The following is a 23,788-nucleotide window of genomic DNA, read 5'->3' on the forward strand; positions in this document are numbered from 1 at the left end:
TGCTTGTGCGACTCACGCAATGGCATCAACCACCGCCCTAATTCAGCAATCGCAACACGTCATTAAAGACGGCAAGCACCATCAAGGTCAGCAACAAACCGATCCCCAGGCGCTGGGCAATCTCGCCTACGCGCTCCGGCAAGGGGCGTCCGGTCAAAACTTCCAGCGAATAATACAGCAAATGCCCGCCGTCCAGAACAGGAATGGGTAGCAAATTCATCACGCCCAGACTGATACTGATGAAGGCGATGAAGCTCAGGTAGCTTACCAGGCCGATGCGCGCCGTCTGGCCCGCGTAATCGGCGATGGTAATGGGCCCCGTCACATTTTTCAGCGAAACCTGGCCGGTGATCATTTTACCCAGCATTTTCAGGCTCATCACGCTGGTATCCCATACCTTGGTAGTGGCCTTGCCCACGGCGGCGAACGGACCCGATGCCACGGTGATCATATCCGGCACCTGCCCCAGCTTCGCCTGGATCTTACCAACTGTTACAGCTCCCTCTGCCCCAGCGCCCGGCACGGCGTCCGGCGTAATGGGCAAGGTCAGGTCCTGGCCCTGGCGCAACAGTTGCAATTGCAAGGTCCGGCCAGGCGCCTGGCTCAGGGTGGCGATGACGGCCGTCACATCGTGCACGGGTTGTTCGTCGATGGCCAGGATCTGGTCGTTTTTCTGCAGGCCGGCGCGCGCGGCGGCGCCACCGGGCATGATTTCCATCAGGGTGGGCGCGGAACGGGCCAGGGTCAGGCCCAGCTTGCCCAGCACATCGCCTTCCAGGTCCGTTTCTGTCAGGCTGGCCGTCGGCAAGGTCGCTTCCTGCTGGCCGCGGTCGGGCCGGCGCACTTCGATGCGCGCCGGCTGTTTGTCGAGGGTGGCCTGGATCAGTTCCCAGCGCAGCTCGGACCAGCTGGCCACGGCCTTGCCATTCACCGTTTCAATCGTATCGCCGCTGCGCAAGCCGGCCGCATAGGCAGCCGTCTGCTCGGCCACGGGACCGAGCTTGCTCGACGGCTCTTCGATGCCATGCATGAACAGACCAGCGTACAGCACGATGGCGACGAGGAAATTGGCCAGCGGGCCGGCGGCCACGATGGCGATGCGGCGCCAGACGCTCTGGCGCGTGAATTCGCGGCGCAATTCGCTTTCGGGCAAGTCGCTGAGGTCTTGCGCACGGCTGTCGAGCATGCTGACATAGCCGCCCAGCGGCAGCGCGGAAATCGCCCATTCCGTCTGGTCCTTGCCAAACTTGCGCGAATACACCACTTTTCCCATGCCGATCGAGAAACGCAGCACTTTCACGCCGCACCAGCGCGCCACCAGATAGTGACCCAGCTCGTGCAGGGTAATCAGTGAGCCGAGCGCGACGATAAAGGCCAGCAAGGTGGTGATGAGCGTCATGCGGCCAGCCTTTGGGCGATGTACGCGTGCGCGGCCGATCTGGCCAGGCGGTCCTGCTCCATCACGGCCTCGATGCTGGAAGCGGCGCCGTGCGGCACCGTCTCGATCACATGCGCGATGACCCGGTCGATCTGGCGGAAGCCGATCTGTTCGTCGAGGAAGGCTTGCACGGCCACTTCATTGGCCGCGTTCAGCAAGGCCGGCGCCGTGCCGCCCGCGCGCAAGGCGTCGAACGCCAGCGCCAGACAGGGGAAACGGCGGAAGTCAGGACGTTCGAACTGCAAGGTGGCCACTTGTGCCAAATCAAGCTGCGCCACGCCGGAAGCGATACGCTGCGGATAGGCCAGCGCATGCGCGATCGGCGTGCGCATGTCCGGATTGCCCAGCTGGGCCAGCACGGAACCGTCGACATACGACACCATCGAATGGATCACGCTTTGTGGATGGATCAGCACTTCGATCTGCTCGGCAGGGGCGCCGAACAGCCAGTGCGCCTCGATCACTTCCAGGCCCTTGTTCATCATGGTGGCCGAATCGACGGAAATCTTGCGTCCCATGGCCCAGGTCGGATGCTTGCAGGCCTGGTCCGGCGTGACCGCGTCGAGTGACTCGACGTCGCGCGTGAGGAAGGGGCCGCCTGACGCCGTCAGCACGATTTTCGCCACGCCGGCGGCGCCAGGCGCGCGGCCATGGGCATGCGGCAGGCATTGGAAGATGGCATTATGCTCACTGTCGATGGGCAACAGCACGGCGCCGTTATCGTGCACGGCATCCATGAACAGCTGGCCGGACATGACCAGCGCTTCTTTATTGGCCAGCAATACTTTCTTGCCGGCACGCGCCGCCGCCAGGGTGGGCGCCAGGCCGGCCGCACCGACGATGGCCGCCATCACGCCCGTCACTTGCGGCGCGCTGGCGATGGCGCACAGGGCTTCCACGCCGTACTCGACTTGCGTATCGATGCCCTGCCCGCGCAGCAAACGCGTCAGCTCAAGGGCGGCGTCTGCCGTGCCGACGACGGCGCGCTGCGGACGGAACTGCAGGCACTGCGCGGCCAGTTCGGCCACGCGGCTATGCGCGCTCAGCGCATACACGCTGTATTGCTCGGGATGACGCGCGAGCACGTCCAGGGTGGACACGCCGATCGAGCCGGTCGCGCCAAGGATGGTGATGTATTGCATGTATTTCCTTAAAGCCAGCTGGCCACGAGGGCGGCAAATGGCAGGACCGGGATCAGCGCGTCGATACGGTCGAGTACGCCGCCATGGCCTGGCAGCAGCTTGCTGCTGTCCTTGATGCCGGCGCGGCGCTTCAGTTGGGATTCGAACAGGTCGCCGACGATGCTGGCAGCGACGATCAGCAGCAGCACCAGCAAGGCCACCAGCGACCCGCGGCGCAATTGCAGCTGCACGGCGAAGGTGTCTTGCAGGACTGGCAGCGATGGCGCGGCAACGATGGTGATGGCGGCGATGAGCAGCACGGCAATCCCGCCGCCGATGGCACCTTCCCAGGATTTCCCAGGGGAAATACTTGGCGCCAGCTTGCGCTTGCCGAAAGCCTTGCCCGAGAAATACGCGCCGATATCGGCGATCCATACCAGCGCCATGACGGACAGCAGGTAAAGCGGGCTATGCAGGAACAAGGCGATGATGGCGACGAAGCAACCAACGATGGTCACCGGGTACACCAAGCTGAGCAAGGTATTGCCCAGGCCTTCGGTAGGCGGCAAGCCCGTCGCCAGCGAAGGGACGAAACGGATCAGCCAGATGGCCACGCACAGGGCAAACCAGAAATTGAGCTGCGCCATGCCGTTACCGACAAAAAACGTATACGCGAAGGCGGCAGTCCAGACGGCAGCAATCAGCAGCGCCTGGCGATTTTTGAAAATGCGGAAGCTTTCCCAGACGGCGGCGCCGAAGAACGCCGTGGCGATCACGGCGAAGGCGGGGAAATAATTTAGATACAGAACCGGCAGCAAGACCGCCAAGAGGACCAGGGCGGTGATTATCCGTGTTTTCAGCATCAGTTTGTCTTTTCAGTTAATTGCGCGCTGGTACGGCCAAAGCGCCGTTCGCGCTGCTGGTAAGACGCGATTGCCGCGTCGAGGCACTCGTCATTGAAGTCGGGCCAGAAAGTCTCGGTAAAAAACAGCTCAGTGTACGCCAGTTGCCACAGCAGGAAATTGGAAATGCGCTGCTCGCCGCCCGTGCGGATGAACAGGTCAGGCTCGGGTGCATAGGCCATGGCCAGGTGCGGCGCCAGTTGTTCTTCCGTGTAAGCCTGTCCGGCAGGCTGGCCGTTAGCGGCAGCCTCGACCGTCATTTTGTTGACTGCCTGCATGATGTCCCAGCGGCCGCCGTAATTGGCGCAGATCGTCACCGTCAGACGCGTATTGCGCGCCGTCTTGCGTTCCGCATTGGCGATCAGGGTTTGCAGCTGGTCATTGAAGCGCGACAGATCGCCCACCACCTTCAGGCGGATGTCGTTGGCATGCATCTTGACCACTTCGCGTTCCAGCATGGTGACAAACAGGCGCATCAGCATCGACACCTCTTCTTCCGGGCGGCGCCAGTTTTCCGAGCTGAAGGCAAACAGCGTCAGATACTCGACGCCCCGTTCGAGGCAGGTCTCGACGACACCGCGCACGGCGTCAGCGCCCTTGACGTGGCCAGCCACGCGCGGCAGGAAGCGTTTGGTTGCCCAGCGGCCATTGCCATCCATAATGATTGCCACATGGCGCGGCACCGTGCCCACCTCGGGTACTGCCGTTGTCGAACTCGAATAGATCATGAAAACAAGAATACCAAAAATAAAAGATAACTATTATGCGCCAAATAGCACTGCCCGGAAAAGCCATGCTTTCCCGGGCAGCGTCAGAGGACTGAAAACTAGACCGTCAGCACTTCTTTTTCTTTGTCGACCACCATCTTGTCGATGTCGGCAATAAACTTGTCCGTCAGCTTCTGCACTTCTTCCGACGAGCGGCGCTCATCGTCCTCGGAGCAGGCTTTTTCCTTGACCAGTTTCTTCAGCGACTCGTTCGCATCGCGGCGGATGTTACGCACGGCAATCTTCGCGTCTTCCGCTTCGGTCTTGACCAGCTTGACCATTTCCTTGCGCCGCTCTTCCGTCAGCGGCGGCGTCGGGACGCGGATCAGGTCGCCCTGCGCCGATGGATTCAAGCCCAGGTCGGCGTCGCGGATGGCTTTTTCGATGGTGTTGGCCATCTTTTTTTCGTACGGCTGCACACCGATGGTGCGCGCGTCGATCAGGGTCACGTTGGCGACCTGTGTCAGCGCCGTCGGCGAACCGTAGTAATCGACCATCACGTGGTCCAGGATACCCGTATGGGCGCGGCCGGTACGCACTTTGGCCAGGTCGGCCCGCAGTGTTTCCAGCGACTTCGTCATGCGTTCCTGGGTGTTCTTTTTAACGTCAGCTAAGGACATACGCCCTCCTATATCTTGATAATAAATGGGTATTACAATTATTTACTGCAGTGTAAATGTTCGCGCAGTCGGGAGGATTGAAAGCCGCCCAAGACTATCCTGGATGGCTTCCATATCGCCTTAAACGTGCACTAACGTGCCTTCGTCTTCGCCCATAATCACGCGCATGAGGGCGCCTGGTTTCGTGATCGAAAACACCTTGATTGGCAGTTTCTGATCGCGGCACAGGGCGAATGCGGTGGCATCCATCACTTGCAGGTGCTTGGCGATGGCGTCGTCGAACGTAATCGTGTGGAACAGGGTAGCGTTCGGATCCTTCTTCGGATCGGCCGTGTAGACGCCGTCGACCTTGGTGGCCTTCAGGACGATCTCGGCACTGATCTCGGAACCGCGCAGGGCGGCTGCCGTGTCGGTGGTGAAGAACGGATTGCCGGTGCCGGCGGCGAAGACAACCACTTTGCCTTCTTCCAGGTATTGCAGGGCTTTCGGACGAACGTACGGCTCGACGACTTGCTCGATGCCGATGGCCGACATGACGCGCGCGACGATGCCGACGTGGCGCATGGCATCGGCCAGGGCCAGTGCATTCATCACGGTGGCAAGCATGCCCATGTAGTCGGCAGTGGCACGGTCCATGCCTTGCGCGCCAGGCGCGACGCCGCGGAAGATATTGCCGCCGCCAATCACGATTGCCAGTTCCACACCCAACTTCGCCACCTCGGCCACATCGGCCACCATGCGCTCGATCGTGGCGCGGTTGATGCCGTAGGGATCATCTCCCATCAGGGCTTCGCCGGACAACTTGAGGAGGACGCGCTTGTAGGCTGGTTTTGACATGAGCTGGGGCTCCATAAATGAGGTTATTCGAGTATGACATGGCACAGCGCCTTGCAGCGCCGGATAGGCGCGCGGGGCTGCCCATGCCGCCGCCCGGCACAACAGGTGCGGGCGGGCCAAAAAAACGGGCCTCTCGGCCCGCTTTACTTACGCTCCCTGGGAGGCAGCCATCTGTGCTGCGACTTCTGCTGCGAAGTCGTCTTGCTTCTTCTCGATGCCCTCGCCCACTACGTACATGGCGAAACCTTTGACGCTGGTGTTAGCCGCCTTCAGCATTTGCTCAACCGACAGCTTGTCGTTTTTCACGAAAGCCTGGTTCAGCAGGGAAACTTCTTTCAGGAACTTTTGTACGGAACCTTCCAGGCGCTTGGCCAGGATCTCCGGCGATTGCGCTGGCTTGCCTTCGGCGGCCGCTTTGGCTGCGTCTTCTTCGGCTTTCAGTTGTGCAACCGAACGCTCTTTTTCGATCAGTTCCGCTGGAACTTCGTTCGAAGACAGCGACACTGGCTTCATGGCAGCGATGTGCATGGCCACGTCTTTGCCTACTTGCTCATCGGCGCCGTCGAATTCGACGATCACGCCAATACGCGCACCGTGCAGGTACGACGCCAGCTTGTTGCTGGTTTCGAAACGTTGGAAGCGGCGGATGGTCATGTTTTCGCCGATTTTGCCGATCAGGGCAGCGCGCACTTCGTCCAGGGTCTTGCCATCGAGTGGCAGGGCCAGCAGGGCAGCTACGTCAGCCGGGTTGTGTTCTGCTACCAGACGGGCAGCGTTGTTGGCCAGTGCCAGGAAATCGTCATTTTTCGCAACGAAGTCGGTTTCCGAGTTCACTTCGACCAGGGCGCCTACGCCATTGGCGATGTAGGTTGCCACGACGCCTTCAGCGGTGATGCGTGCCGATGCTTTCGATGCCTTGCCGCCCAGTTTGACGCGCAGGATCTCTTCCGCACGCGCCATGTCGCCTTCGGCTTCGGTCAGTGCTTTTTTGCATTCCATCATTGGTGCGTCGGTTTTGCCGCGCAATTCGCCTACCATCGCTGCTGTAATCGCTGCCATGTGTTTCTCCTGATTCGGTGAGTCGATAGTCGCGGCCGGGCATGCATGCCTCGCCAGCGGTCCCTATCGTTTTTTTGTTAAAAAAAAGGGGGAGCTGCTGCCACCCCTTTTCCCTTACTGCTGCGCTTACAAACGGCTATCTCGCGATAGCCTGGCCATTAAGCCTGTTCGTTTACTTCGACGAATTCGTCGCCAGCGGCTGCCTTAACCATTTCAACAATTTCGTTACCGGCAGCTGCACGGCCTTCGATGATTGCATCAGCAACACCGCGAGCGTACAACATGATGGCTTTCGAGGAGTCATCGTTACCTGGGATCACGAAGTTCACGCCTTCTGGGGAGTGGTTGGTATCGACCACGCCGATGACCGGGATACCCAGTTTAGCTGCTTCGGTGATCGCACCTTTGTGGTAACCGACGTCCACGACGAAGATTGCGTCAGGAATGCCGCCCATGTCCTTGATGCCGCCGATCGATTTTTGCAGCTTGATCATTTCGCGGGAGAACATCAGCGCTTCTTTTTTCGACAGCTTCTCGATCGAACCGTCTTCGACCATAACTTCCATGTCTTTCAGACGCTTGATCGAGGTTTTGATCGTTTTGAAGTTGGTCAGCATGCCGCCCAACCAACGTTGATCAACGAAAGGCACGCCAGCGCGTTGTGCTTCAGCAGCGATGATTTCGCGAGCTTGACGCTTGGTGCCAACCATCAGGATGGTGCCACGGTTTGCAGCCAGTTGACGCACGTGCTTCATTGCGTCCTGGTACATCGCCATGGTTTTTTCCAGGTTGATGATGTGGATCTTGTTGCGATGGCCGAAGATGAACGGTGCCATTTTTGGATTCCAAAAACGGGTTTGGTGACCAAAGTGGACACCGGCTTCCAGCATTTCGCGCATTGTTACGGACATTATTAACTCCAGGGTTGGGTCTGGAATCCGATCAGTCACCATACAGGCACCCTTGTCGACCGGATTCGCGTGTTTATTTAAATTAAAGACACTGTTTTACTGCATTGCTTAAAAGAGAATTCAAGCAACCCGGGATTCTACACCGAAATGACCGCCGCATCAAGTCCGCACTGCAAATCGCCCGCCCTGCGGAAACGCCCGGCGCAACACGTTGGTGCAAGGCGTGGCCGCGCCACCGCTTCATCCCCATTTCCCCCACAAATGCCTGCCCGGCTATAGGAAGGAGGCGGCGGATTCAGGGCACCTCGTTTATAATTTCAACATATTTGCAGACTTTTCCCCGTACCGCAGGACTCGTCTGTGCTTTTCACCCGTGCTTTTCAGCCGACTATCTTGCAGATTGCGAATTACACCATGCCCACCATCCGTATCAATAGCGCCGCCGACATCGAAGGCATGCGCGTTGCCGGCAAGCTCGGCGCCGAAGTACTCGACTACATCACTCCCTTCGTCAAGGTCGGCGTCACGACTGGCGAACTGGACCGCCTGTGCCACGAATACATGGTCAATGTGCAGGGCACCATCCCTGCTCCGCTGAACTATTGCCCACCCGGCTACACGCCCTACCCGAAGGCCATCTGCACCTCCGTCAACGACGTCATCTGCCATGGCATTCCCGGCGACAAGGTACTCAAGAGCGGCGATACCGTCAACCTCGACATCACCGTCATCAAGGATGGCTACCACGGCGACAATAGCCGCATGTTCCTGGTCGGCACGCCCACCATCCTGACCAAGCGCCTGTCGGAAATCACCTATGAATGCATGTGGCTGGGAATCGACCAGATCAAGCCGGGCGCCCACCTGGGCGATATCGGCCATGCCATCCAGCAGCACGCGGAAAAGGCCGGCTACAGCGTGGTGCGCGAATTCTGCGGCCACGGCATCGGCAAGGTCTTCCATGAAGAGCCGCAGGTGTTGCACTACGGCAAACCAGGCACCCTGGAACGCCTGGAAGCGGGCATGATCTTCACGGTCGAGCCGATGATCAACGCCGGCCGCCGCGAAATCCGCGAAATGAACGATGGCTGGACCATCAAGACCAAGGATCGCAGCCACTCGGCGCAATGGGAACACACGGTGCTGGTGACGGAAACCGGTTATGAAGTGCTGACCGTCTCGCCCGGCATGCCGCCACCGCCGGACTTCATCACGCACAAAGCCTGATCCCGCCATCCAGCCAGCCAAACGCACCGCCACCCCAGGGCCCAGATGAAAAAGCAAGTTCGGGAACAGCTGAAACAGCAACTGAAAGCCGACCGCCAGGTCGTCATTGCGGCCTTCCAGGCCGATGGCAAGCCTGAAAAACTGCTGCGCAGCCTTCGCCACAGCATCGATGGGGTGCTGGCGCGCGCCTGGCAGGAAGCGGGACTGCCGCCCGGCACGACCCTGGTGGGCGTGGGCGGCTACGGCCGAGGCGAGCTGTTTCCGTATTCCGACGTCGACCTGCTGATCCTGCTGCAGCAGGCGCCGGACGCGGCGACGCAGGAAAAACTCGAGGAACTGGTGCAACTGCTGTGGGACCTGGGCCTGGAAATCGGCCACAGTATCCGCACGGTCGACGAATGCATGGTCGAATCGAAAGCCGACATCACCGTGCAAACCAGCCTGCTCGAAGCGCGCCTCGTGTGCGGCAACGCAGACTTGTTCGCGCAATTGCAGCAGCGCTACGAGGCAGCAATGGACCCGCAGGCGTTTTTCCAGGCAAAAACGGCGGAAATGCGCCAGCGCCATGCCAAGTACGAAGACACGGCCTTCAGCCTGGAACCGAATTGCAAGGAAAGCCCGGGCGGTCTGCGCGACCTGCAGGTCATCCTGTGGGTGGCCAAGGCGGCCGGCCTGGCCAATTCCTGGCGCACCCTCGCCACAGGCGGCCTGATCACCCTGACGGAAGCGCGCCAGCTGATGGAAAAGGAGCGCGCCTTCAAGGATATCCGCGTGCGCCTGCACCTGCATGCGGGCCGGCGCGAAGACCGCCTGGTGTTCGACGTGCAGACGGCGATCGCCGAATCGCTGGGCCTGCAGGCCACGGGCAGCGGGCCGCACATGCGCCGCGCCAGCGAATTCCTCATGCAGCGCTATTACTGGGCCGCCAAGACCGTGACCCAGCTCAACACGATTCTGCTGCAAAACATCGAGGCGCGGCTGTTTCCGCAAGACGACGTGGCCGTGCCCATCAACGAACGCTTCAATGAAGTCAACAGCCTGATCGATATCAGCGCCGACGATACGTTCGAGCAATATCCGTCAGCCATGCTGGAAATCTTTGTCTTGATGACGGAGCACCCGGCCCTGAAGGGCATGACGTCGCGCGCCACGCGGGCCCTGTGGCACGCGCGCTTCAAGATCGATGCCGCCTTCCGCCAGGCCCCCGTCAACCGCGCCCTCTTCCTGCGCATCATGCGGGCGCCCGTGGGCATCATCCACGCGCTGCGGCGCATGAACGAGATGAGCATCCTGGGCCGCTACCTGCCGAATTTCCGCCGCATCGTGGGCCAGATGCAGCATGACCTGTTCCACGTGTACACGGTCGACCAGCATATTTTGATGGTGGTGCGCAACATGCGCCGCTTCACGATGAGCGAACACGCGCACGAATACCCGTTCTGCAGCCAGCTGATGGCCGATTTCTCGCAGTCGTGGCTGCTCTACGTGGCGGCCCTGTTCCACGACATCGCCAAGGGCCGCGGCGGCGACCATTCCAAGCTGGGCGTGGCCGACGCCACCCAGTTCTGCCAGGACCACGGCCTGTCGGAAGAAGACACGGAACTGGTGGCGTTCTTGGTGGAAAATCACCTGACTATGTCGCAAGTGGCGCAAAAGCAGGACCTGTCCGACCCCGACGTCATCGCCGCCTTTGCGAAAGTGGTCAAGGACGAGCGCCACCTGACGGGTTTATACCTGCTGACGGTGGCCGACATCCGCGGCACCAGCCCGAAAGTGTGGAATGCCTGGAAGGGCAAGCTGCTGGAAGACCTGTACAAAATCACCCTGCGCGTACTTGGCGGCGAGCCGCACACGGCCGACCGCGAGCTGAAGAACCGCCAGCAGGAAGCGCTGGCCACCCTGCGCCTGTACGGTTTGCCGCCGGATGCGCACCTAAAACTGTGGCAGCAGCTGGACGTGGCGTATTTCCTGCGCCACGACGCCTCCGACATCGCCTGGCAGACGCGCTCGCTGTATGACAAGCTCGACAGCAAGTTGCCGGTGGTAAAATGCCGGCTGGCGCCCATCGGCGAAGGCTTGCAGGTGGCCGTGTACATTCCCGACCAGCCCGACCTGTTCGCGCGCATCTGCAGCTATTTCGACCGCAAGAATTTCAGCATCCTCGACGCGAAAATCCACACGACCAGGAATGGCTATGCGCTCGACACTTTTCTCGTCACCGAGCAGAACTTTGCCAAGAGCTACCGCGACATCATCAGCCTGATCGAGCATGAGCTGGGCGAACTGCTGCAGTCGCAGGCGCCGCTGCCGCCGCCGGGCAAGGGACGGCTGTCGCGCCTGTCGCGCACCTTCCCCTTCCAGCCGACGGTGGATTTGCGGCCCGATGAAAGGGGCCAGTACTACCTGCTGTCGGTGGCCGCCAACGACCGCACCGGCCTGCTGTATGCCATCGCCAATGTGCTGACCAAGTACCGCATCAACTTGCACACGGCCAAGATCATGACCCTGGGCGAGCGGGTCGAAGACGTCTTCCTCGTCGACGGTCCCGCGCTCAACAATGCCCGCAACCAGATATTGCTGGAAACCGATTTACTCGATGCGCTGAAAGTGTAATGACCTCCGCGCAGCGCCCACCCTTACTGAAACTGAAACAACATGACCGAAGAATTATTACGCTTATCCAAACGCATGTCCGAACTGGGCCTGTGCTCGCGCCGTGAAGCCGATGAATGGATCGCGCGCGGCTGGGTCCGCGTGGATGGCAAGGTGGTGTCCGAACTGGGCAGCAAAGTCACCCCCAGCCAGCGTGTCACCGTCGAGCGCCAGGCGGCGGCCGAACAGTCGAAACGGGTTACCGTGCTGATCAACAAGCCGATGGGCTATGTCAGCGGCCAGGCCGAAGACGGCTACACGCCCGCCGTTGCCCTGATCAAGGCGGAAAACCGCTGGGCGGAAGACCGCAGCCCGGAACAGTTCCACCCGACCCAACTGCGCAGCCTGGTGGCAGCCGGACGCCTGGACATCGATTCCGTCGGTTTGCTGGTCTTGACGCAGGATGGACGCGTGGCCAAGCAGCTGATCGGCCACGATACCGATATCGACAAGGAATACCTGGTGCGCGTGAGCTACACCAAGGGCGACACCCTGCCCGACAGCGAGCTGAAAAAGCTCAACCACGGCCTGTGGCTCGACGGCAAGCCGCTGCTGCCGGCCAAGGTGCGCTGGCAAAATGAAGACCAGTTGAGCTTTACCCTGCGCGAAGGCAAGAAACGCCAGATCCGTCGCATGTGCGAAGCCGTCGGCCTGAAGGTGCTGGGTCTGAAACGCGTGCGCATCGGCAAGGTCAAGCTGGGCGACTTGCCGACGGGCCAGTGGCGCTATCTGAGCGCGGACGAACAGTTTTAAGCGACTGCATCAAGATGGCATGCGCCCAGGCATGCCAGGCTACAGAAACGAATATAGTGATATAAAATCAATTATTGTGATTTACTTAGTAAATATTGCCTTAAACCTATACACTATTCCCCATTAGAATAAAAGAGATACGCTGTCGTGAACGATCCCATCCCCAATCCCCTGCGCAAAGGCGCGCCCAGCCTGGCCGACGTAGCCGAGCCGATGGAGCCAGGCTCCAAGCCGCACCATATGAGCGATCCGTGGGATATCGGCGAAACCCTGTGCAGCCTGGCTGATAACGGCGACGCCATTTCCATCTACCCGACGGGTGGCGAAGACGTCATCATGGCGCGCATATTATCGGTCGACGACGACTTGCCGCAATTCGTGCTGGAACTCAATGAAGGTGCCACTCTGCCCGAAGGCGGCGCTACGTTTGTGTCGTGGGTGCAAAGCGCCAAACTGCAATTTACCATCAATGGCGAATGGGAGGCTTATCCCGAGCGGCCAAACGTCTATCTGACGAACTTCCCCAGCCATTGCCTGGTGCTGGAACGGCGTGAATCGACGCGCCTGGAAACACCGCTGGGTGTGTACTACCTGGCCGCCTTCGTGCTTGAGGGTCGCCCGTATGAACTGCAGCTGTATGATTTCTCGGCCGGCGGCATCGGCATGCGCGCCCACCCGCGCGATACGGTCGGCCTGTACGTGGGGCGCAAGCTGTCGCGCGTGCGCCTGGAACTGGGGCCGGAAAAGGTCATGATCGCCGACCTGGAAATCCGCCTGTCGCGCACCTTCCGCTCCTTCCTGCTGGGCGAGCAGGTGCAGATCGGCTGCCGCTTCCTGAACCTGACGGATGCCATGCAGGATGAATTGAAAGCCTTGCTCGACAACCTGGGCAGCAGCCGCAAGGTGCGCTGAGACTGGGGTCAGACTCTCAACACCGCTAACACAAAGGTCTGCGCTAACACGTCCGGGGGTCTGACCCCGGATGTCGGCTGACTAATCGTCGTCGTTCGGGTCCATCTCGGGAAACATCACTTCCGTATAGCCGAATTGCGTAAAATCAACGATACGCATCGGATACAAAATGCCGTGCAGGTGGTCCACTTCATGCTGCACCACGCGCGCATGGAAGCCGTCGCAGTCGCGGCTGATGGGCTGGCCGAACTGGTCCACGCCTTCGTAGTGCAGCTCGCTCCAGCGCGGCACGCTGCCGCGCAGGCCGGGCACCGACAGGCAACCTTCAAAGCCCTCTTCCTTGCGCTCCGACAAAGGCGTCAGCACCGGGTTGATCAGCACGGTTTCCGGCACTTGCGGCGCATCGGGATAGCGCAGATTCTGCTTGAAGCCGTAGATCACCAGTTGCAGGTTGACGCCGATCTGCGGCGCCGCCAGGCCCGCGCCATTGGCCGCATGCATGGTGTCGAACATATCGGCGATCAAGGCATGCAATTCGGGCGTATCGAATTCGCGCACGGGCTCGGCCATGCGCAGCAGGCGCGGATCGCCCATCTTCAGAATCTCGCGTACGGTCATTTTGCTTCCAGTGTCGATTGCAGTTCTTGCAGGTAAGTGCGGAAGGCAGCGCCCGTTTCCGGATGTTTCATGCCCATCGCCGTCGTCGCCTTCAGATAGCCAAGCTTGGAGCCGCAATCATAACGCTGTCCCTTATAGCGGTAAGCCAGCACGCGCTCTTCGCGCATCAGGGCGGCGATGCCGTCCGTCAACTGGATTTCGCCGCCGGCGCCCGTGCCGATATTTTCCAGGTGGTTAAAAATGCGACTGGTCAACACATAACGGCCCACCACGGCCAGGGTCGACGGCGCCTCTTCGGGCGCGGGCTTTTCCACGATGGCCGAGACCAGTTCCAGGTCGGGCTGATAATTCTTTGCCGACACAATACCGTACTGCTTGGTTTCCGCGCGCGGCACATCCTGCACCGCCAGCAGCGAGCAATTTTCATACTGGAAGACATCGGTCATCTGCGCCAGCACGGGGCGCACGCCTTCTTCCACATCCATGAAATCGTCGGCCAGCAAGACGGCAAACGGCTCGTCGCCGATTACGGGACGGGCGCACAGCACGGCATGCCCCAGGCCCAGCGGCGCCGACTGGCGTATGTAAATGCAATTGATGTGTTTGGGAATGACGTTTTGCACCATGTCGAGCAACTGGCGCTTGCCGGCCGCTTCCAGTTCCGACTCCAGCTCATAGGCCGTATCGAAATGGTCTTCAATGGCGCGCTTGTTGCGACCCGTGATGAAGATCATTTCCGTGATGCCCGCCGCCACCGCTTCTTCCACCGCATACTGGATCAATGGCTTGTCGACGATGGGCAGCATCTCCTTCGGTTGCGCCTTGGTAGCAGGCAAGAAACGGCTGCCCAGGCCGGCGACGGGAAAGACTGCTTTTCTGATTTTTTTCATGGGTCTTCTATAATATTTTAATGATTAGTCCTGCGCGAGCAAGGCCAGCAGGCCAGCCTCGTCGAGTATGGCCACGCCCAGTTCCTGCGCCTTGGCCAGTTTGCTGCCGGCGTCCGAGCCGGCCACGACGTAAGCGGTTTTCTTCGACACGGAACCGCTGACCTTGCCACCGGCCGCCTCGATCAGCTCTGCAGCCTCGTCGCGGCTCATATTGGGCAAGGTGCCCGTCAGGACGAAAGTCTTTCCGTCCAGCTTGCCGCCAGCGGCTGGCATTTCAGGCAATTGTGACAGTAATTCATTTCGCAAGGCGTCCAGTTGAGCAAGCAGCTTGACATTGCCGTCATTGGCCAGCCATTGCGCCAGCGATTCAGCCACCGCGGCGGGCAAGCCCGCGTGGAAGCTCGCGCCCTGCGCTGCCAGGCTGGCCAGGGTCACGCCCCGCTCCACCAGCTGCTTGCTGCGCGGTTCCGTCAGCTTGGGGATGCCGATGGCCGCCAGCAGCCTGGTTTGCTCCAGTTGCATGCGCAGCTTGGCGCTGGGTGCGTGTTCGCCCTGCGGCGTGACACCAGCATCCAGCAATGCCTGCAGCGCCTGCTGGTTCTTTTCTTCGGCAAAGAAATCGGCAATCGACACGGCCACGGTGCCGCCGATGTCGGGCAGCACGCGCAGCAAGGCCGCCGGCGCGCGGCGCACATAGTCCAGGCTACCCAACCATTCGGCCAGGGTCTTGGCCGTCGATTCACCCACGTGGCGGATGCCCAGCGCAAACAGAAAACGCTCGAGCGGCGGGCGCTTGCTCGCTTCTATGCCAGCCAGCAAGTTTTCCGCCCATTTGGTGGGAATCTTACCTTGTTGCACTGTTTCCGGCGTGGAACCATCGCGCTCGTCGGCGCGCAGCTTCATTTCCAGCAATCTCTCCAGGGTCAGGCTGTACAGGTCAGCCAGCCCATGCACGTATTCCAGTTCGACCAGGGTATCGATATAACGTTCTCCCAGGCCTTCGATATCCATCATGCGGCGGCCCGCGAAATGGCGGAACGCTTCCTTGCGCTGCGCCGAGCAGAACAGGCCACCCGAGCAGCGGGCGATGACCTCGCCCTCTTCGCGCACCACGTGGGAATCGCAGACAGGGCAGCGCTCCAGCATCTTGAACGGCAGCGGCGCCGGCTCAGGGCGCTTGTCCAGCACCACGGACAGCACTTCCGGGATCACGTCGCCGGCACGGCGCACGACGACGGTATCGCCCACGCGCACGTCCTTGCGCAGCACTTCGTCTTCATTGTGCAAGGTGGCATTGGTCACCGTCACGCCGCCGACGGACACGGGCGCCAGGCGCGCCACGGGCGTCATGGCGCCCGTGCGGCCCACCTGAATGTCGATGCCCAGCACCTGCGTCAGCGCCTCTTCGGCAGGGAACTTGTGCGCCAGGGCAAAACGCGGCGCGCGCGACACAAAGCCCAGCTCCTGCTGGTCTTCTGTCGCATTCACCTTGTAGACTACGCCGTCGATTTCATAGGGCAAAGCGGGGCGGCGCGCGCCGATGTCAGCGTAGTATGCAAGCAAGCCCCGGGCGCCCTGCACCACCCTGCGCTCCTTCGACACGGGGATACCCAGCGTCTCGTACCAGTCCAGCAAGGCCGAATGTGAAACAGGCATGGCGGCGCCATCGAGGGCGCCGATGCCATACGCATAGAAGCGCAGCTTGCGCTGCGCCGTGATGCGCGAATCGAGCTGGCGCAGGCTGCCGGCCGCCGCATTGCGGGGATTGGCAAATTCCTTGTGCCCTGCTACACGCTGGCGTTCGTTCAGGCGGGCGAAATCGGCCTTGAACATCATCACTTCGCCGCGCACGTCGAGCACGGCCGGAATCTTCTCGCCCTGCAGGCGCAGCGGAATGCCGGCGATGGTGCGGATATTCGCCGTCACGTCCTCGCCTGTGGCGCCATCGCCGCGCGTGGCCGCCTGCACGAACAGGCCGTTTTCATAGCGCAGGTTGATGGCCAGGCCATCGAATTTCACTTCGGCAGCGTAGTCGACTTCTGCACCGTCAAGGTCCAGGCCTTCACGCACGCGGCGGTCGAAATTGACGATATCGTCATCGGTGAAACCATTGTTCAGCGACAACATCGGTACCGTGTGCGTGACTTGTTCGAATTGCGGCAAGGGCGCCGCGCCCACGCGCAAGGTGGGCGAGTCTGGCTGAAGCAACTCAGGATGGGCCGCTTCCAGCGCCTGCAGTTCGACAAACAGCTTGTCGTACTCGGCGTCGGGGATGGTGGGATTATCGAGCACGTGGTAAGCGTGCAGATGCCGATTGAGTTCGGCAGTGAGTGCCAGGACGCGTTGGGCGGCGTCCTGGTTGATCGGATCAGTCATTGTTGCGGGATTCTTCAGCTAAATAAACGCAGGGCGCGGGTGGAACCGGCCGGAATGTCGGCCGCGTCCATTTCCTGGTAAAACTCTTGCACCTGGCCGGCGATCTCGGCCAGCGCCGCGTCCGACAGGGCCTGGTTGTAATCGTCGACGATGGTGGCGTCGAGGCGGCCCACCAGCGCTTTGGCGCAGGCGACCATGGCGCCAAAACCGTCGCGCGCGGGCGCCACGCAGGGCACGTCCAGCAGCAGAGTCAGGCGGGGCGTGGTTTCCTCGGCCAGGGTGACATTCGTCGACAGCGAGAACAGGTAACTGCCATCGCCGTCCGGCATGACGAAACGGCCGTCCGGACGCACATCAAAGCCCTGCTTTTCCAAAGCGAAGAGCAAGGTGGAAATGGCCCACGGCGCGCCGTTCGTGTGCAGATTGACGCCCAGCTGCGCGTCGTGGCCGGCGACAAAGCGGTGCAGATTGCGCGCTTCGGCCATCACTTCCATCATGTCGGGCACTTCCGGCTCGGCGCCGATCTCGTCCGCCACGCCACGCAGCCGCGTGACCAGTTCCGAGTATTCGAGTTCATTCAAGGCCGTGCTGCGGCTGGCCAGCTGCACGCCGCCCTGCATCTTGGTATAGACACCGCCATGCGTGATCGGTTCCCAGTCGCCATTCACGTGCAAACCGATGAAGTGGACGGGCTTGTTGCCCACCAGGCGCAGGGTTTGCAGCACGGGCAGGATCTTGTCGCCGCGCACGGGCGCTTCCAGCGACAGGGGCAGCAGGCAATCGATCAGCGGGTCGACCAGGCTGGTCGCCTGCTCGCTGGCGGCGCTGACTTCTTGCACGGGCTCGGCGGCTGGTGCAGGGACCGGCTCGGCAGGGGCATCCCCCAGCGATGGTTCCGCATGCAAGTGGGCTTCAGGCACGGGCGCCGCTGGCGGCGCGCCGAACGACGGTTCGGCCTTGGCGGCGGGCGCGGCGTCAAAGCTCGGCTCCTGGCGCAAGACGGGTTCCTGGATATCCGCCACAGGGGAGTCACCCTCGCGCATCAGCACGTCGTCGTGGTCGGTGGAAAAGGCCCGCTCCACGCTTTTCTTGGCCTTGTATTCCTGCCATTTGTTGTACGAGAAAACGCCGACGATAAAGACGCCGCCGGCGCCGAACAAAGTAATTTGAAGGTCTGTCATGCTGCTTGTGCCTCGGTAGCAAAATTTGCGGCGGACTCCATGTCCACCGCCACGATGCGCGATACGCCCTGCTCCTGCATCGTCACACCGATCAATTGATGGGCCATTTCCATCGCAATCTTGTTATGCGAAATGAAAAGGAATTGGGTCTGGTCGGACATGCGCTTGACCATGCGGCAGAAGCGCTCCGTGTTCGAATCGTCCAGCGGTGCATCGACTTCGTCGAGCAGGCAGAACGGCGCCGGATTCAGGCGGAACATGGAAAACACCAATGCGGTCGCGGTCAGCGCCTTCTCTCCACCGGACAACAGGTGGATGGTGGCATTTTTCTTGCCGGGAGGCTGCGCCATGACTTGTACACCGGAATCGAGAATCTCGTCGCCCGTCATGGTCAGCTTGGCCTGCCCCCCGCCAAACAGGATGGGGAACAGCTCGGAAAAGTGGTGGTTGACCTTGTCGAAAGTATCTTGCAGCAAGTCGCGCGTTTCCTTGTCGATCTTGTGGATCGCGTCTTGCAGCGTATTGATCGCTTCCGTCAGGTCGGCATTCTGGGCGTCGAGGAAGTTCTTGCGCTCGGATGCCTGCGCCAGTTCGTCCAGTGCGGCCAGGTTGACGGCGCCCAGGGACGTGATGGCATTCGTCAAACGCGTCACTTCGCCCTGCAGATACGATGGACGCATGTCTGGATGCAACTTTTCCGTGAGCGCCGCTTCATCGGCGCCCGATTCCAGCAATTGCTGGGCGAATTGCTCCTGGTTCAGGCGCGCGGCCTGTTCCTTGAGCTGCATTTCCATGATCTTGTCGCGCTGCGGCTGCAAGCTGCGCTCCGATTGCGTGCGCGCATCTTCGGACAGACGCAGCTGCTGCGTGATCTGGTCCAGTTCATGGCGCGCGTCCGCCAGCGCCCGCTCCTGCGTGGTGCGGCGCTCGAGCAAGTCCTGCAAGCCGTCGGCGGCCGCGCCGCTTTCCAGGTTGGCCAGTTCCAGTTCGCCCGCCTGCAAGCTGGCCGTCACTTGCTGGGCCTGCGTACTGGCCGTGGCGATATTGCGGCGCAATTCCTCGATCTTCGCACGGTGGGCTTTTTCCGCGTATTCCGTATCCTTGGCGGCACGCTCCAGGTCACGCAAGGCTTCGCGCGCTTCGGCCAAGCGCTGCTCCTTCTGCAAGAAGTCCGTATGACCGTCTTCGTGCGCTTCCTGCAAGTTGCCCAGTTCCATGTCCAGCTGTTCGAATTTCTCTTCCGATTCCAGCTTGGTCTGCATCTGCTCCGCTTCCTGCGCGGCGATTTCGGCCAGGTCCGCACCGATCTGCGTGCTGCGCTGGTTGAAACGCGCTTCCACTTCCGACAACTTCACCACGTCCAGTTGCAAGGTATGCACGGACGACGTCAGTTGCTGTATGCGCAGGCGCAAGTCCGACAGGTTGCGCGTCAAGGTTCCCACGGCCGCATCGGCCCGCACGGAACGGGCGCGCGCTTCTTCGGCCAGCAATTGCTGGGCGCGCAACTGCTTGCCGATATTCTCGATTTCCTGCTGGCGCCCCAGCATGCCTTCCTGCTCCGAATCGGCTGCATAGAAGCGCACGCTGGACGCCGTGACCACGTGTCCAAGCCGCGTGACGAAATAGCCGCCCGGTGGCAACTTGCCACGCTCGGCCAAGGCCTCGGCCGCGTCTTCCACGGCGTAGGCGTTGTACAGCCAATCCTGCAGCAAGCCGCGCAAGCCCGGATCGTTGAGTTTCAACAAATTCAAGAACGGCTTCAGGCCCGCCACTTCCGGCAGGGGCAACGGCGCCACGGTGGACGGCGCGTACAGGGCCAGCTTGGCTGGCGGCGCGTCGGCAAAGAAAGCCTTGGCCCAGTCGATATTCGACAGCTGCAGGGCCGACGTGCGCTCGCGCAGGATCGACTCCATGGCCGCTTCCCAGCCCGCTTCGATCTGCAGCTTTTGCCACAAGCGCGGCAACGTGTCGAGCTCGTGCTTTTTCAGCCACGGCTGGACCTTGCCCTGCGTCTGTACCCGTTCCTGCAATTGTTTCAAAGCGGAAAGACGCGCTTCCAGCTGGGCGTTGGCGGCCGTCTCGGCATTGACCTGCGCCTGTGCTTCGGCCCGTTCCTGCTCCAGCTTGGGTTGCTGCTCCAGCGCCTCTTCCAGGTAAAAACCCTGCTCTTCCAGCGTTTGCTGCTTTTCTTCCAGCTGCAGTTTCAGGTTTTCCAGGTGGCTGCTGTCGGGCAAGCTCAGGCTGTTCTTTTCCTGCTGCAGGCGCTCGCGGCGCGTCAGGAGGCTGGCCAGGATGTTCGAGGCGTTGCGCTGGTGCGCCGATTCCAGTTCCAGCTGCTGCTGGGCCTGCATAATCCGCGCGCGCGATTCCGTGCTCTTGTTCTGCGCGGCGCGCCAGGCGGCGTCCAGTTCGGGCAATTGCTCACCCTTCTGTTCCGCCATCATTTGCGATTGCTCAACCTTGGCAGCCAGCTCTTCGAGGTGGAATTCCGCCTCTTCGATCTGTTCCTGGTATTCGCCGCCTTGGCTGCTCCATTGGTCGCGCTGGGCTGTCAGGGTGGCCAGCTGGGCTTGCAGGCGGGCGCGCGATTCGATGACGAACTTGATCTGCGCTTCCAGGCTGCCAATTTCCGCATTCGTCTGGTACAGATGACCTTGCGCCGTGTGCAAACGGTCGCCCACGGCAAAGTGCGCCTGGCGCATCTGCTCCAGGGTCAGCTCGACATTGCGCAGCTTGGCCGTCTGCTCTTCCAGGTCCGTCTGCGCCTGCTCGACTTCGCGGAAATAGCGCGTCTGCTCGTTTTGCGCCTCGTTCTTGCGCAGCAGCCACAACAGTTTCTGCTTTTCTTCCTGGTCCGCCTGCAAGGCGTGAAAACGGGTGGCCACGGCCGCCTGCGCTTCCAGTTTTTCCAGGTTGGCATTGAGTTCGCGCAAGATGTCTTCCACGCGCAGCAAATTCTCGCGCGTGTCCTGCAGGCGGTTTTCCGTCTCGCGGCGGCGTTCCTTGTATTTGGAGACACCGGCCGCTTCTTCGAGGAAGACGCGCAATTCTTCGGGGCGCGATTCGATGATGCGCGAAATCATGCCCTGGCCGATGATGGCGTAAGCGCGCGGACCGAGGCCCGTGCCGAGGAAGATATCCTGGATGTCGCGCCGGCGCACGGGCTGGCCGTTGATGTAATAGGTGGAAGTACCGTCGCGCGTCAGGGTGCGCTTGACGGCGATCTCGGCGTACTGGCCCCACTGGCCGGACGCCTTGCCATCGTTATTGTCGAACACCAATTCCACGGAAGCGCGCCCGGCGGGCTTGCGGTGGGTGGAACCGTTGAAAATGACGTCCTGCATCGACTCGCCGCGCAGTTCGGACGCTTTCGATTCGCCCAGCACCCAGCGCACGGCATCGATGATATTCGACTTGCCGCAGCCATTCGGCCCGACCACGCCCACGAGCTGGCCTGGCACCTGGAAATTGGTGGGATCGACGAAAGACTTAAATCCCGACAACTTGATGGAAGAGAGACGCACGTGTTTTAGAGTTCCTGGCCTATGCTGGCGGTTGAGATCGGCGGACCCGGTTCATTTCAGTTCAGATGCACCAATGCGATGGCAGCCTGGCCGCTCACCGCAAAGAGTGGTTCATCATACCATTTCCTGATGCTTTTCTGGCCAAAAAACAGCAGCATCAAGAGCTGGCCAGCGCCATCTTAACGGGCTGGATGGACATCCTGCGCCAGTTTCCAGTCTGCACGGGAAAAAACGCGCTCATGACCGGATAGCACCATGGCCAGTTTTTGCAGCCACTGCTCGGTCGGCATGGGCTCGGCCTTGAAGCTTAGCACCACCATCAGCACCAGGCTGGCCAGGGCCAGCGCATGGCTGACGGCGAAATTCACAGCACCGCGGGCATTCCACATGAAGCCCAGCGCCAGCGCCAGGCCCAGCACGCACCCGCTGACCGCTTCCGACACGCTGTGCGCATGCACGACGACGCGGGAAATGGCCACCAGCACGGCAAAGGCCACACCGACGAGCACGCCGGCATGGCGCCAACGCGGTTCGGCGCGCTGCAGCAGCACGTACATCAGCACGGGAAACACGGCGCCGGCGCGCATGGCATGACCGCTGAAACCGGTAAAATCGAGCGCGCTGCTGCCCACACCCCAGCTCATGAAGGCCAGCTTTGACAGTACCACGAGGGCCAGGCCACCGCCGTACCACAGGCTCCAGCTGAGCACCAGGCGCCACTGGCGCGAGACGAGCAGCCACAGGGCAATCGCCACGCCAGCCGGCCCCATCACGGCCATGTCGGCCGCAAAAGAAATACCATTCCACCAAGTCATCGCGCCTGCACTTATCTCATGATCAACTTGCACTATGCCACGACTCTGCCCTGTTCCGGGCGGATTTTGCTGTGCTGCAGCGAAGAATTACATTCGATTACAAAATTTCCACGCAAAACCATCCGCCTGGCATTGCGAGGCGCGCATCAGATATTCGTCAGGCGCTTGCCCTTGGGCGGCGCAAAGTCGCGGATCGATTCGATCATGCCCACTTCCAGCGCCTGGTCAGCCGTCAGGTGCAGGTCGGAATACGCATGCACCTGCCATTGCTCTTCCGTCAGGTTGACCTGGCCGCGCAGGATGCGCTCGGTTCGCATGTCGTCGGCGCGCAAGCCCTCGACGATGATGCTCAGCGCATCGGGCCGCGAACCGGGCGAGGCTGTCGCATGCGACTTGTGCACCATGAAGCGGGCCGTATCGCTGGCATGGCGGTGCCGCCCCGCCAGGAACAGGGTGACGGCGATGGACGCCACGGCGCCTGCGTTGTAGGTAATGATGTCGAATGGCAACTTGCTGAGAAAGTTGTACAGACAGATACCATCGCTGACATAGCCGCCGTTCGATTGGATCAAAATGTGCGCGCTGGAGAGCTTATCTTCCGTCATGTCGGCCACGGCGTTGAAGACGCGCCGCACCATGTCACTGTTGACATCGCCCGAGAGGGTAAAGTAACCGTGCTGCTCGGTGTTGTTTTGTGTCTCGTTTTGCGTATTGTTCATGGCAGCCACCCGCAAGAAAGCCAGGATTTCATCATAGCGCATTCGCGCGCGGCACGGCGCCCTCTTGCGCTGGAGCGCAGCGCCTTCCAGCCCCGCAAACTGCGGCTTTTGCTGCAATTTGGCAACGTCTTTTCAGATTGACAGAAACACCCTGCTGGCATATATTCCTCACACTTGATCGGGAGAGGGCAACCCAGCGTTGCCGCCGAAGGGGCACTACCCAAAAACTCTCAGGCAAAAGGACCGATCAGGCGGACTGAAGCTGTTGCTTTGGCGACACTACAGCTCAACTCTGGAGAGCGGTCGCGGCTATTGCCGGCGGCCCACCGAAGGGGCGCACGGGGCAAGCCCCCGTAATCTCTCAGGTACAAAGGACAGGGGGGTCAGTGATCACGATGGAGTGCCGTTTTGGCTCTCTGTATTGCGTGTTCTGTTAACTTCCCCTTTACCTTCGTCCCGAGGAATC

General features: G+C 61.0%; 19 protein-coding genes and 2 riboswitches. Of the genes, 4 read left to right on the forward strand and 15 right to left on the reverse strand.

Annotated elements, in window-relative coordinates:
• Nucleotides 1-37: 37 nt before the first annotated feature.
• From rseP to rpsB, 8 genes are all read right to left on the reverse strand, one after another.
• Nucleotides 38-1,399 (reverse strand): RIP metalloprotease RseP, encoded by a 1,362-nt coding sequence (gene rseP, locus ACQ4WP_RS24665; RefSeq protein WP_436525259.1) that lies wholly within the window; start codon nucleotides 1,397-1,399, stop codon nucleotides 38-40.
• Entirely contained in the window at nucleotides 1,396-2,580 is a 1,185-nt protein-coding gene (gene ispC, locus ACQ4WP_RS24670; RefSeq protein ID WP_436525261.1) for a 1-deoxy-D-xylulose-5-phosphate reductoisomerase, read from the reverse strand. Before ispC ends, rseP begins: the two co-directional genes overlap by 4 nt.
• A gap of 8 nt (nucleotides 2,581-2,588) precedes the next feature.
• The gene (locus ACQ4WP_RS24675) at nucleotides 2,589-3,422 is read right to left on the reverse strand and encodes a phosphatidate cytidylyltransferase (RefSeq protein ID WP_436525263.1); all 834 of its coding nucleotides are present in this window, start codon (nucleotides 3,420-3,422) and stop codon (nucleotides 2,589-2,591) included.
• Entirely contained in the window at nucleotides 3,422-4,189 is a 768-nt protein-coding gene (gene uppS, locus ACQ4WP_RS24680) for a polyprenyl diphosphate synthase (RefSeq protein ID WP_426072878.1), read from the reverse strand. The genes ACQ4WP_RS24675 and uppS overlap by 1 nt, the downstream gene beginning before the upstream one ends.
• Nucleotides 4,190-4,287: 98 nt before the next feature.
• The gene (gene frr, locus ACQ4WP_RS24685; protein WP_102122155.1) at nucleotides 4,288-4,848 is read right to left on the reverse strand and encodes a ribosome recycling factor; all 561 of its coding nucleotides are present in this window, start codon (nucleotides 4,846-4,848) and stop codon (nucleotides 4,288-4,290) included.
• 120 nt (nucleotides 4,849-4,968) lie between these two features.
• Nucleotides 4,969-5,685: a UMP kinase gene (gene pyrH, locus ACQ4WP_RS24690; RefSeq protein WP_071077758.1), complete on the reverse strand. Its 717-nt coding sequence runs from the start codon at nucleotides 5,683-5,685 to the stop codon at nucleotides 4,969-4,971.
• Between the two features lie 147 nt (nucleotides 5,686-5,832).
• Nucleotides 5,833-6,744: a translation elongation factor Ts gene (tsf, locus tag ACQ4WP_RS24695; RefSeq protein WP_332858776.1), complete on the reverse strand. Its 912-nt coding sequence runs from the start codon at nucleotides 6,742-6,744 to the stop codon at nucleotides 5,833-5,835.
• A 158-nt stretch (nucleotides 6,745-6,902) separates the two neighbouring features.
• Nucleotides 6,903-7,655, reverse strand: a complete 753-nt coding sequence (rpsB, locus tag ACQ4WP_RS24700) for a 30S ribosomal protein S2 (RefSeq protein ID WP_096235109.1) — start codon at nucleotides 7,653-7,655, stop codon at nucleotides 6,903-6,905.
• Nucleotides 7,656-8,069: 414 nt separating this feature from the next.
• Here rpsB and map point away from each other — a divergent pair, with 414 nt between their 5' ends.
• The 4 genes from map to ACQ4WP_RS24720 all read left to right on the forward strand — a co-directional run bounded on the left by map (nucleotide 8,070) and on the right by ACQ4WP_RS24720 (nucleotide 13,199).
• Nucleotides 8,070-8,882: a type I methionyl aminopeptidase gene (gene map / locus ACQ4WP_RS24705; protein ID WP_436525267.1), complete on the forward strand. Its 813-nt coding sequence runs from the start codon at nucleotides 8,070-8,072 to the stop codon at nucleotides 8,880-8,882.
• 45 nt (nucleotides 8,883-8,927) lie between these two features.
• Entirely contained in the window at nucleotides 8,928-11,495 is a 2,568-nt protein-coding gene (locus ACQ4WP_RS24710; RefSeq protein ID WP_436525269.1) for a [protein-PII] uridylyltransferase, read from the forward strand.
• A gap of 42 nt (nucleotides 11,496-11,537) precedes the next feature.
• Entirely contained in the window at nucleotides 11,538-12,287 is a 750-nt protein-coding gene (locus tag ACQ4WP_RS24715; protein WP_436525271.1) for a pseudouridine synthase, read from the forward strand.
• 147 nt (nucleotides 12,288-12,434) lie between these two features.
• On the forward strand, nucleotides 12,435-13,199 hold the full coding sequence (locus tag ACQ4WP_RS24720; RefSeq protein ID WP_436525273.1) for a flagellar brake protein: 765 nt from the start codon (nucleotides 12,435-12,437) through the stop codon (nucleotides 13,197-13,199).
• Nucleotides 13,200-13,280: 81 nt separating this feature from the next.
• Here the strand turns inward: ACQ4WP_RS24720 and def are convergent, their stop codons facing one another.
• The 7 genes from def to ACQ4WP_RS24755 all read right to left on the reverse strand — a co-directional run bounded on the left by def (nucleotide 13,281) and on the right by ACQ4WP_RS24755 (nucleotide 23,322).
• Nucleotides 13,281-13,817 carry a peptide deformylase gene (def, locus tag ACQ4WP_RS24725; protein WP_436525275.1) on the reverse strand — a complete coding sequence of 179 codons (537 nt, stop codon included), beginning with the start codon at nucleotides 13,815-13,817 and terminating at the stop codon, nucleotides 13,281-13,283.
• Entirely contained in the window at nucleotides 13,814-14,707 is an 894-nt protein-coding gene (gene galU, locus ACQ4WP_RS24730) for a UTP--glucose-1-phosphate uridylyltransferase GalU (protein WP_436525277.1), read from the reverse strand. Before galU ends, def begins: the two co-directional genes overlap by 4 nt.
• Before the next feature lie 24 nt (nucleotides 14,708-14,731).
• Complete coding sequence (ligA, locus tag ACQ4WP_RS24735) at nucleotides 14,732-17,083, reverse strand: NAD-dependent DNA ligase LigA (RefSeq protein WP_436525279.1); 2,352 nt, start codon at nucleotides 17,081-17,083, stop codon at nucleotides 14,732-14,734.
• A gap of 14 nt (nucleotides 17,084-17,097) precedes the next feature.
• The gene (locus tag ACQ4WP_RS24740) at nucleotides 17,098-18,264 is read right to left on the reverse strand and encodes a cell division protein ZipA C-terminal FtsZ-binding domain-containing protein (protein ID WP_436525281.1); all 1,167 of its coding nucleotides are present in this window, start codon (nucleotides 18,262-18,264) and stop codon (nucleotides 17,098-17,100) included.
• Complete coding sequence (smc, locus tag ACQ4WP_RS24745; protein WP_436525283.1) at nucleotides 18,261-21,788, reverse strand: chromosome segregation protein SMC; 3,528 nt, start codon at nucleotides 21,786-21,788, stop codon at nucleotides 18,261-18,263. Before smc ends, ACQ4WP_RS24740 begins: the two co-directional genes overlap by 4 nt.
• A gap of 179 nt (nucleotides 21,789-21,967) precedes the next feature.
• Nucleotides 21,968-22,603, reverse strand: coding sequence for a phosphatase PAP2 family protein (locus ACQ4WP_RS24750; RefSeq protein WP_436525285.1), 636 nt, complete (start codon nucleotides 22,601-22,603; stop codon nucleotides 21,968-21,970).
• Nucleotides 22,604-22,749: 146 nt separating this feature from the next.
• Nucleotides 22,750-23,322, reverse strand: coding sequence for an ATP-dependent Clp protease proteolytic subunit (locus ACQ4WP_RS24755; protein WP_436525287.1), 573 nt, complete (start codon nucleotides 23,320-23,322; stop codon nucleotides 22,750-22,752).
• 169 nt (nucleotides 23,323-23,491) lie between these two features.
• A riboswitch (glycine riboswitch) is annotated at nucleotides 23,492-23,578 on the forward strand.
• A gap of 26 nt (nucleotides 23,579-23,604) precedes the next feature.
• Nucleotides 23,605-23,710: riboswitch (glycine riboswitch) on the forward strand.
• Nucleotides 23,711-23,788 lie beyond the last annotated feature (78 nt).

Source organism: Janthinobacterium lyxosi (genome assembly GCF_051380665.1).
In the GTDB taxonomy this organism is placed as follows: domain Bacteria; phylum Pseudomonadota; class Gammaproteobacteria; order Burkholderiales; family Burkholderiaceae_D; genus Janthinobacterium.

Bases quoted from the DNA above. Each gene is read 5' to 3' on its own strand.
- ACQ4WP_RS24675 (WP_436525263.1), bottom strand. From the start codon at position 3,422: ATGCTGAAAACACGGATAATCACCGCCCTGGTCCTCTTGGCGGTCTTG.
- ACQ4WP_RS24755 (WP_436525287.1), bottom strand. From the start codon at position 23,322: ATGAACAATACGCAAAACGAGACACAAAACAACACCGAGCAGCACGGT.
- galU (WP_436525277.1), bottom strand. From the start codon at position 14,707: ATGAAAAAAATCAGAAAAGCAGTCTTTCCCGTCGCCGGCCTGGGCAGC.
- ACQ4WP_RS24715 (WP_436525271.1), top strand. From the start codon at position 11,538: ATGACCGAAGAATTATTACGCTTATCCAAACGCATGTCCGAACTGGGC.
- ACQ4WP_RS24710 (WP_436525269.1), top strand. From the start codon at position 8,928: ATGAAAAAGCAAGTTCGGGAACAGCTGAAACAGCAACTGAAAGCCGAC.
- ligA (WP_436525279.1), bottom strand. From the start codon at position 17,083: ATGACTGATCCGATCAACCAGGACGCCGCCCAACGCGTCCTGGCACTC.
- tsf (WP_332858776.1), bottom strand. From the start codon at position 6,744: ATGGCAGCGATTACAGCAGCGATGGTAGGCGAATTGCGCGGCAAAACC.
- ACQ4WP_RS24750 (WP_436525285.1), bottom strand. From the start codon at position 22,603: ATGACTTGGTGGAATGGTATTTCTTTTGCGGCCGACATGGCCGTGATG.
- uppS (WP_426072878.1), bottom strand. From the start codon at position 4,189: ATGATCTATTCGAGTTCGACAACGGCAGTACCCGAGGTGGGCACGGTG.
- rpsB (WP_096235109.1), bottom strand. From the start codon at position 7,655: ATGTCCGTAACAATGCGCGAAATGCTGGAAGCCGGTGTCCACTTTGGT.
- frr (WP_102122155.1), bottom strand. From the start codon at position 4,848: ATGTCCTTAGCTGACGTTAAAAAGAACACCCAGGAACGCATGACGAAG.
- ispC (WP_436525261.1), bottom strand. From the start codon at position 2,580: ATGCAATACATCACCATCCTTGGCGCGACCGGCTCGATCGGCGTGTCC.
- ACQ4WP_RS24740 (WP_436525281.1), bottom strand. From the start codon at position 18,264: ATGACAGACCTTCAAATTACTTTGTTCGGCGCCGGCGGCGTCTTTATC.
- rseP (WP_436525259.1), bottom strand. From the start codon at position 1,399: ATGACGCTCATCACCACCTTGCTGGCCTTTATCGTCGCGCTCGGCTCA.
- pyrH (WP_071077758.1), bottom strand. From the start codon at position 5,685: ATGTCAAAACCAGCCTACAAGCGCGTCCTCCTCAAGTTGTCCGGCGAA.
- map (WP_436525267.1), top strand. From the start codon at position 8,070: ATGCCCACCATCCGTATCAATAGCGCCGCCGACATCGAAGGCATGCGC.
- def (WP_436525275.1), bottom strand. From the start codon at position 13,817: ATGACCGTACGCGAGATTCTGAAGATGGGCGATCCGCGCCTGCTGCGC.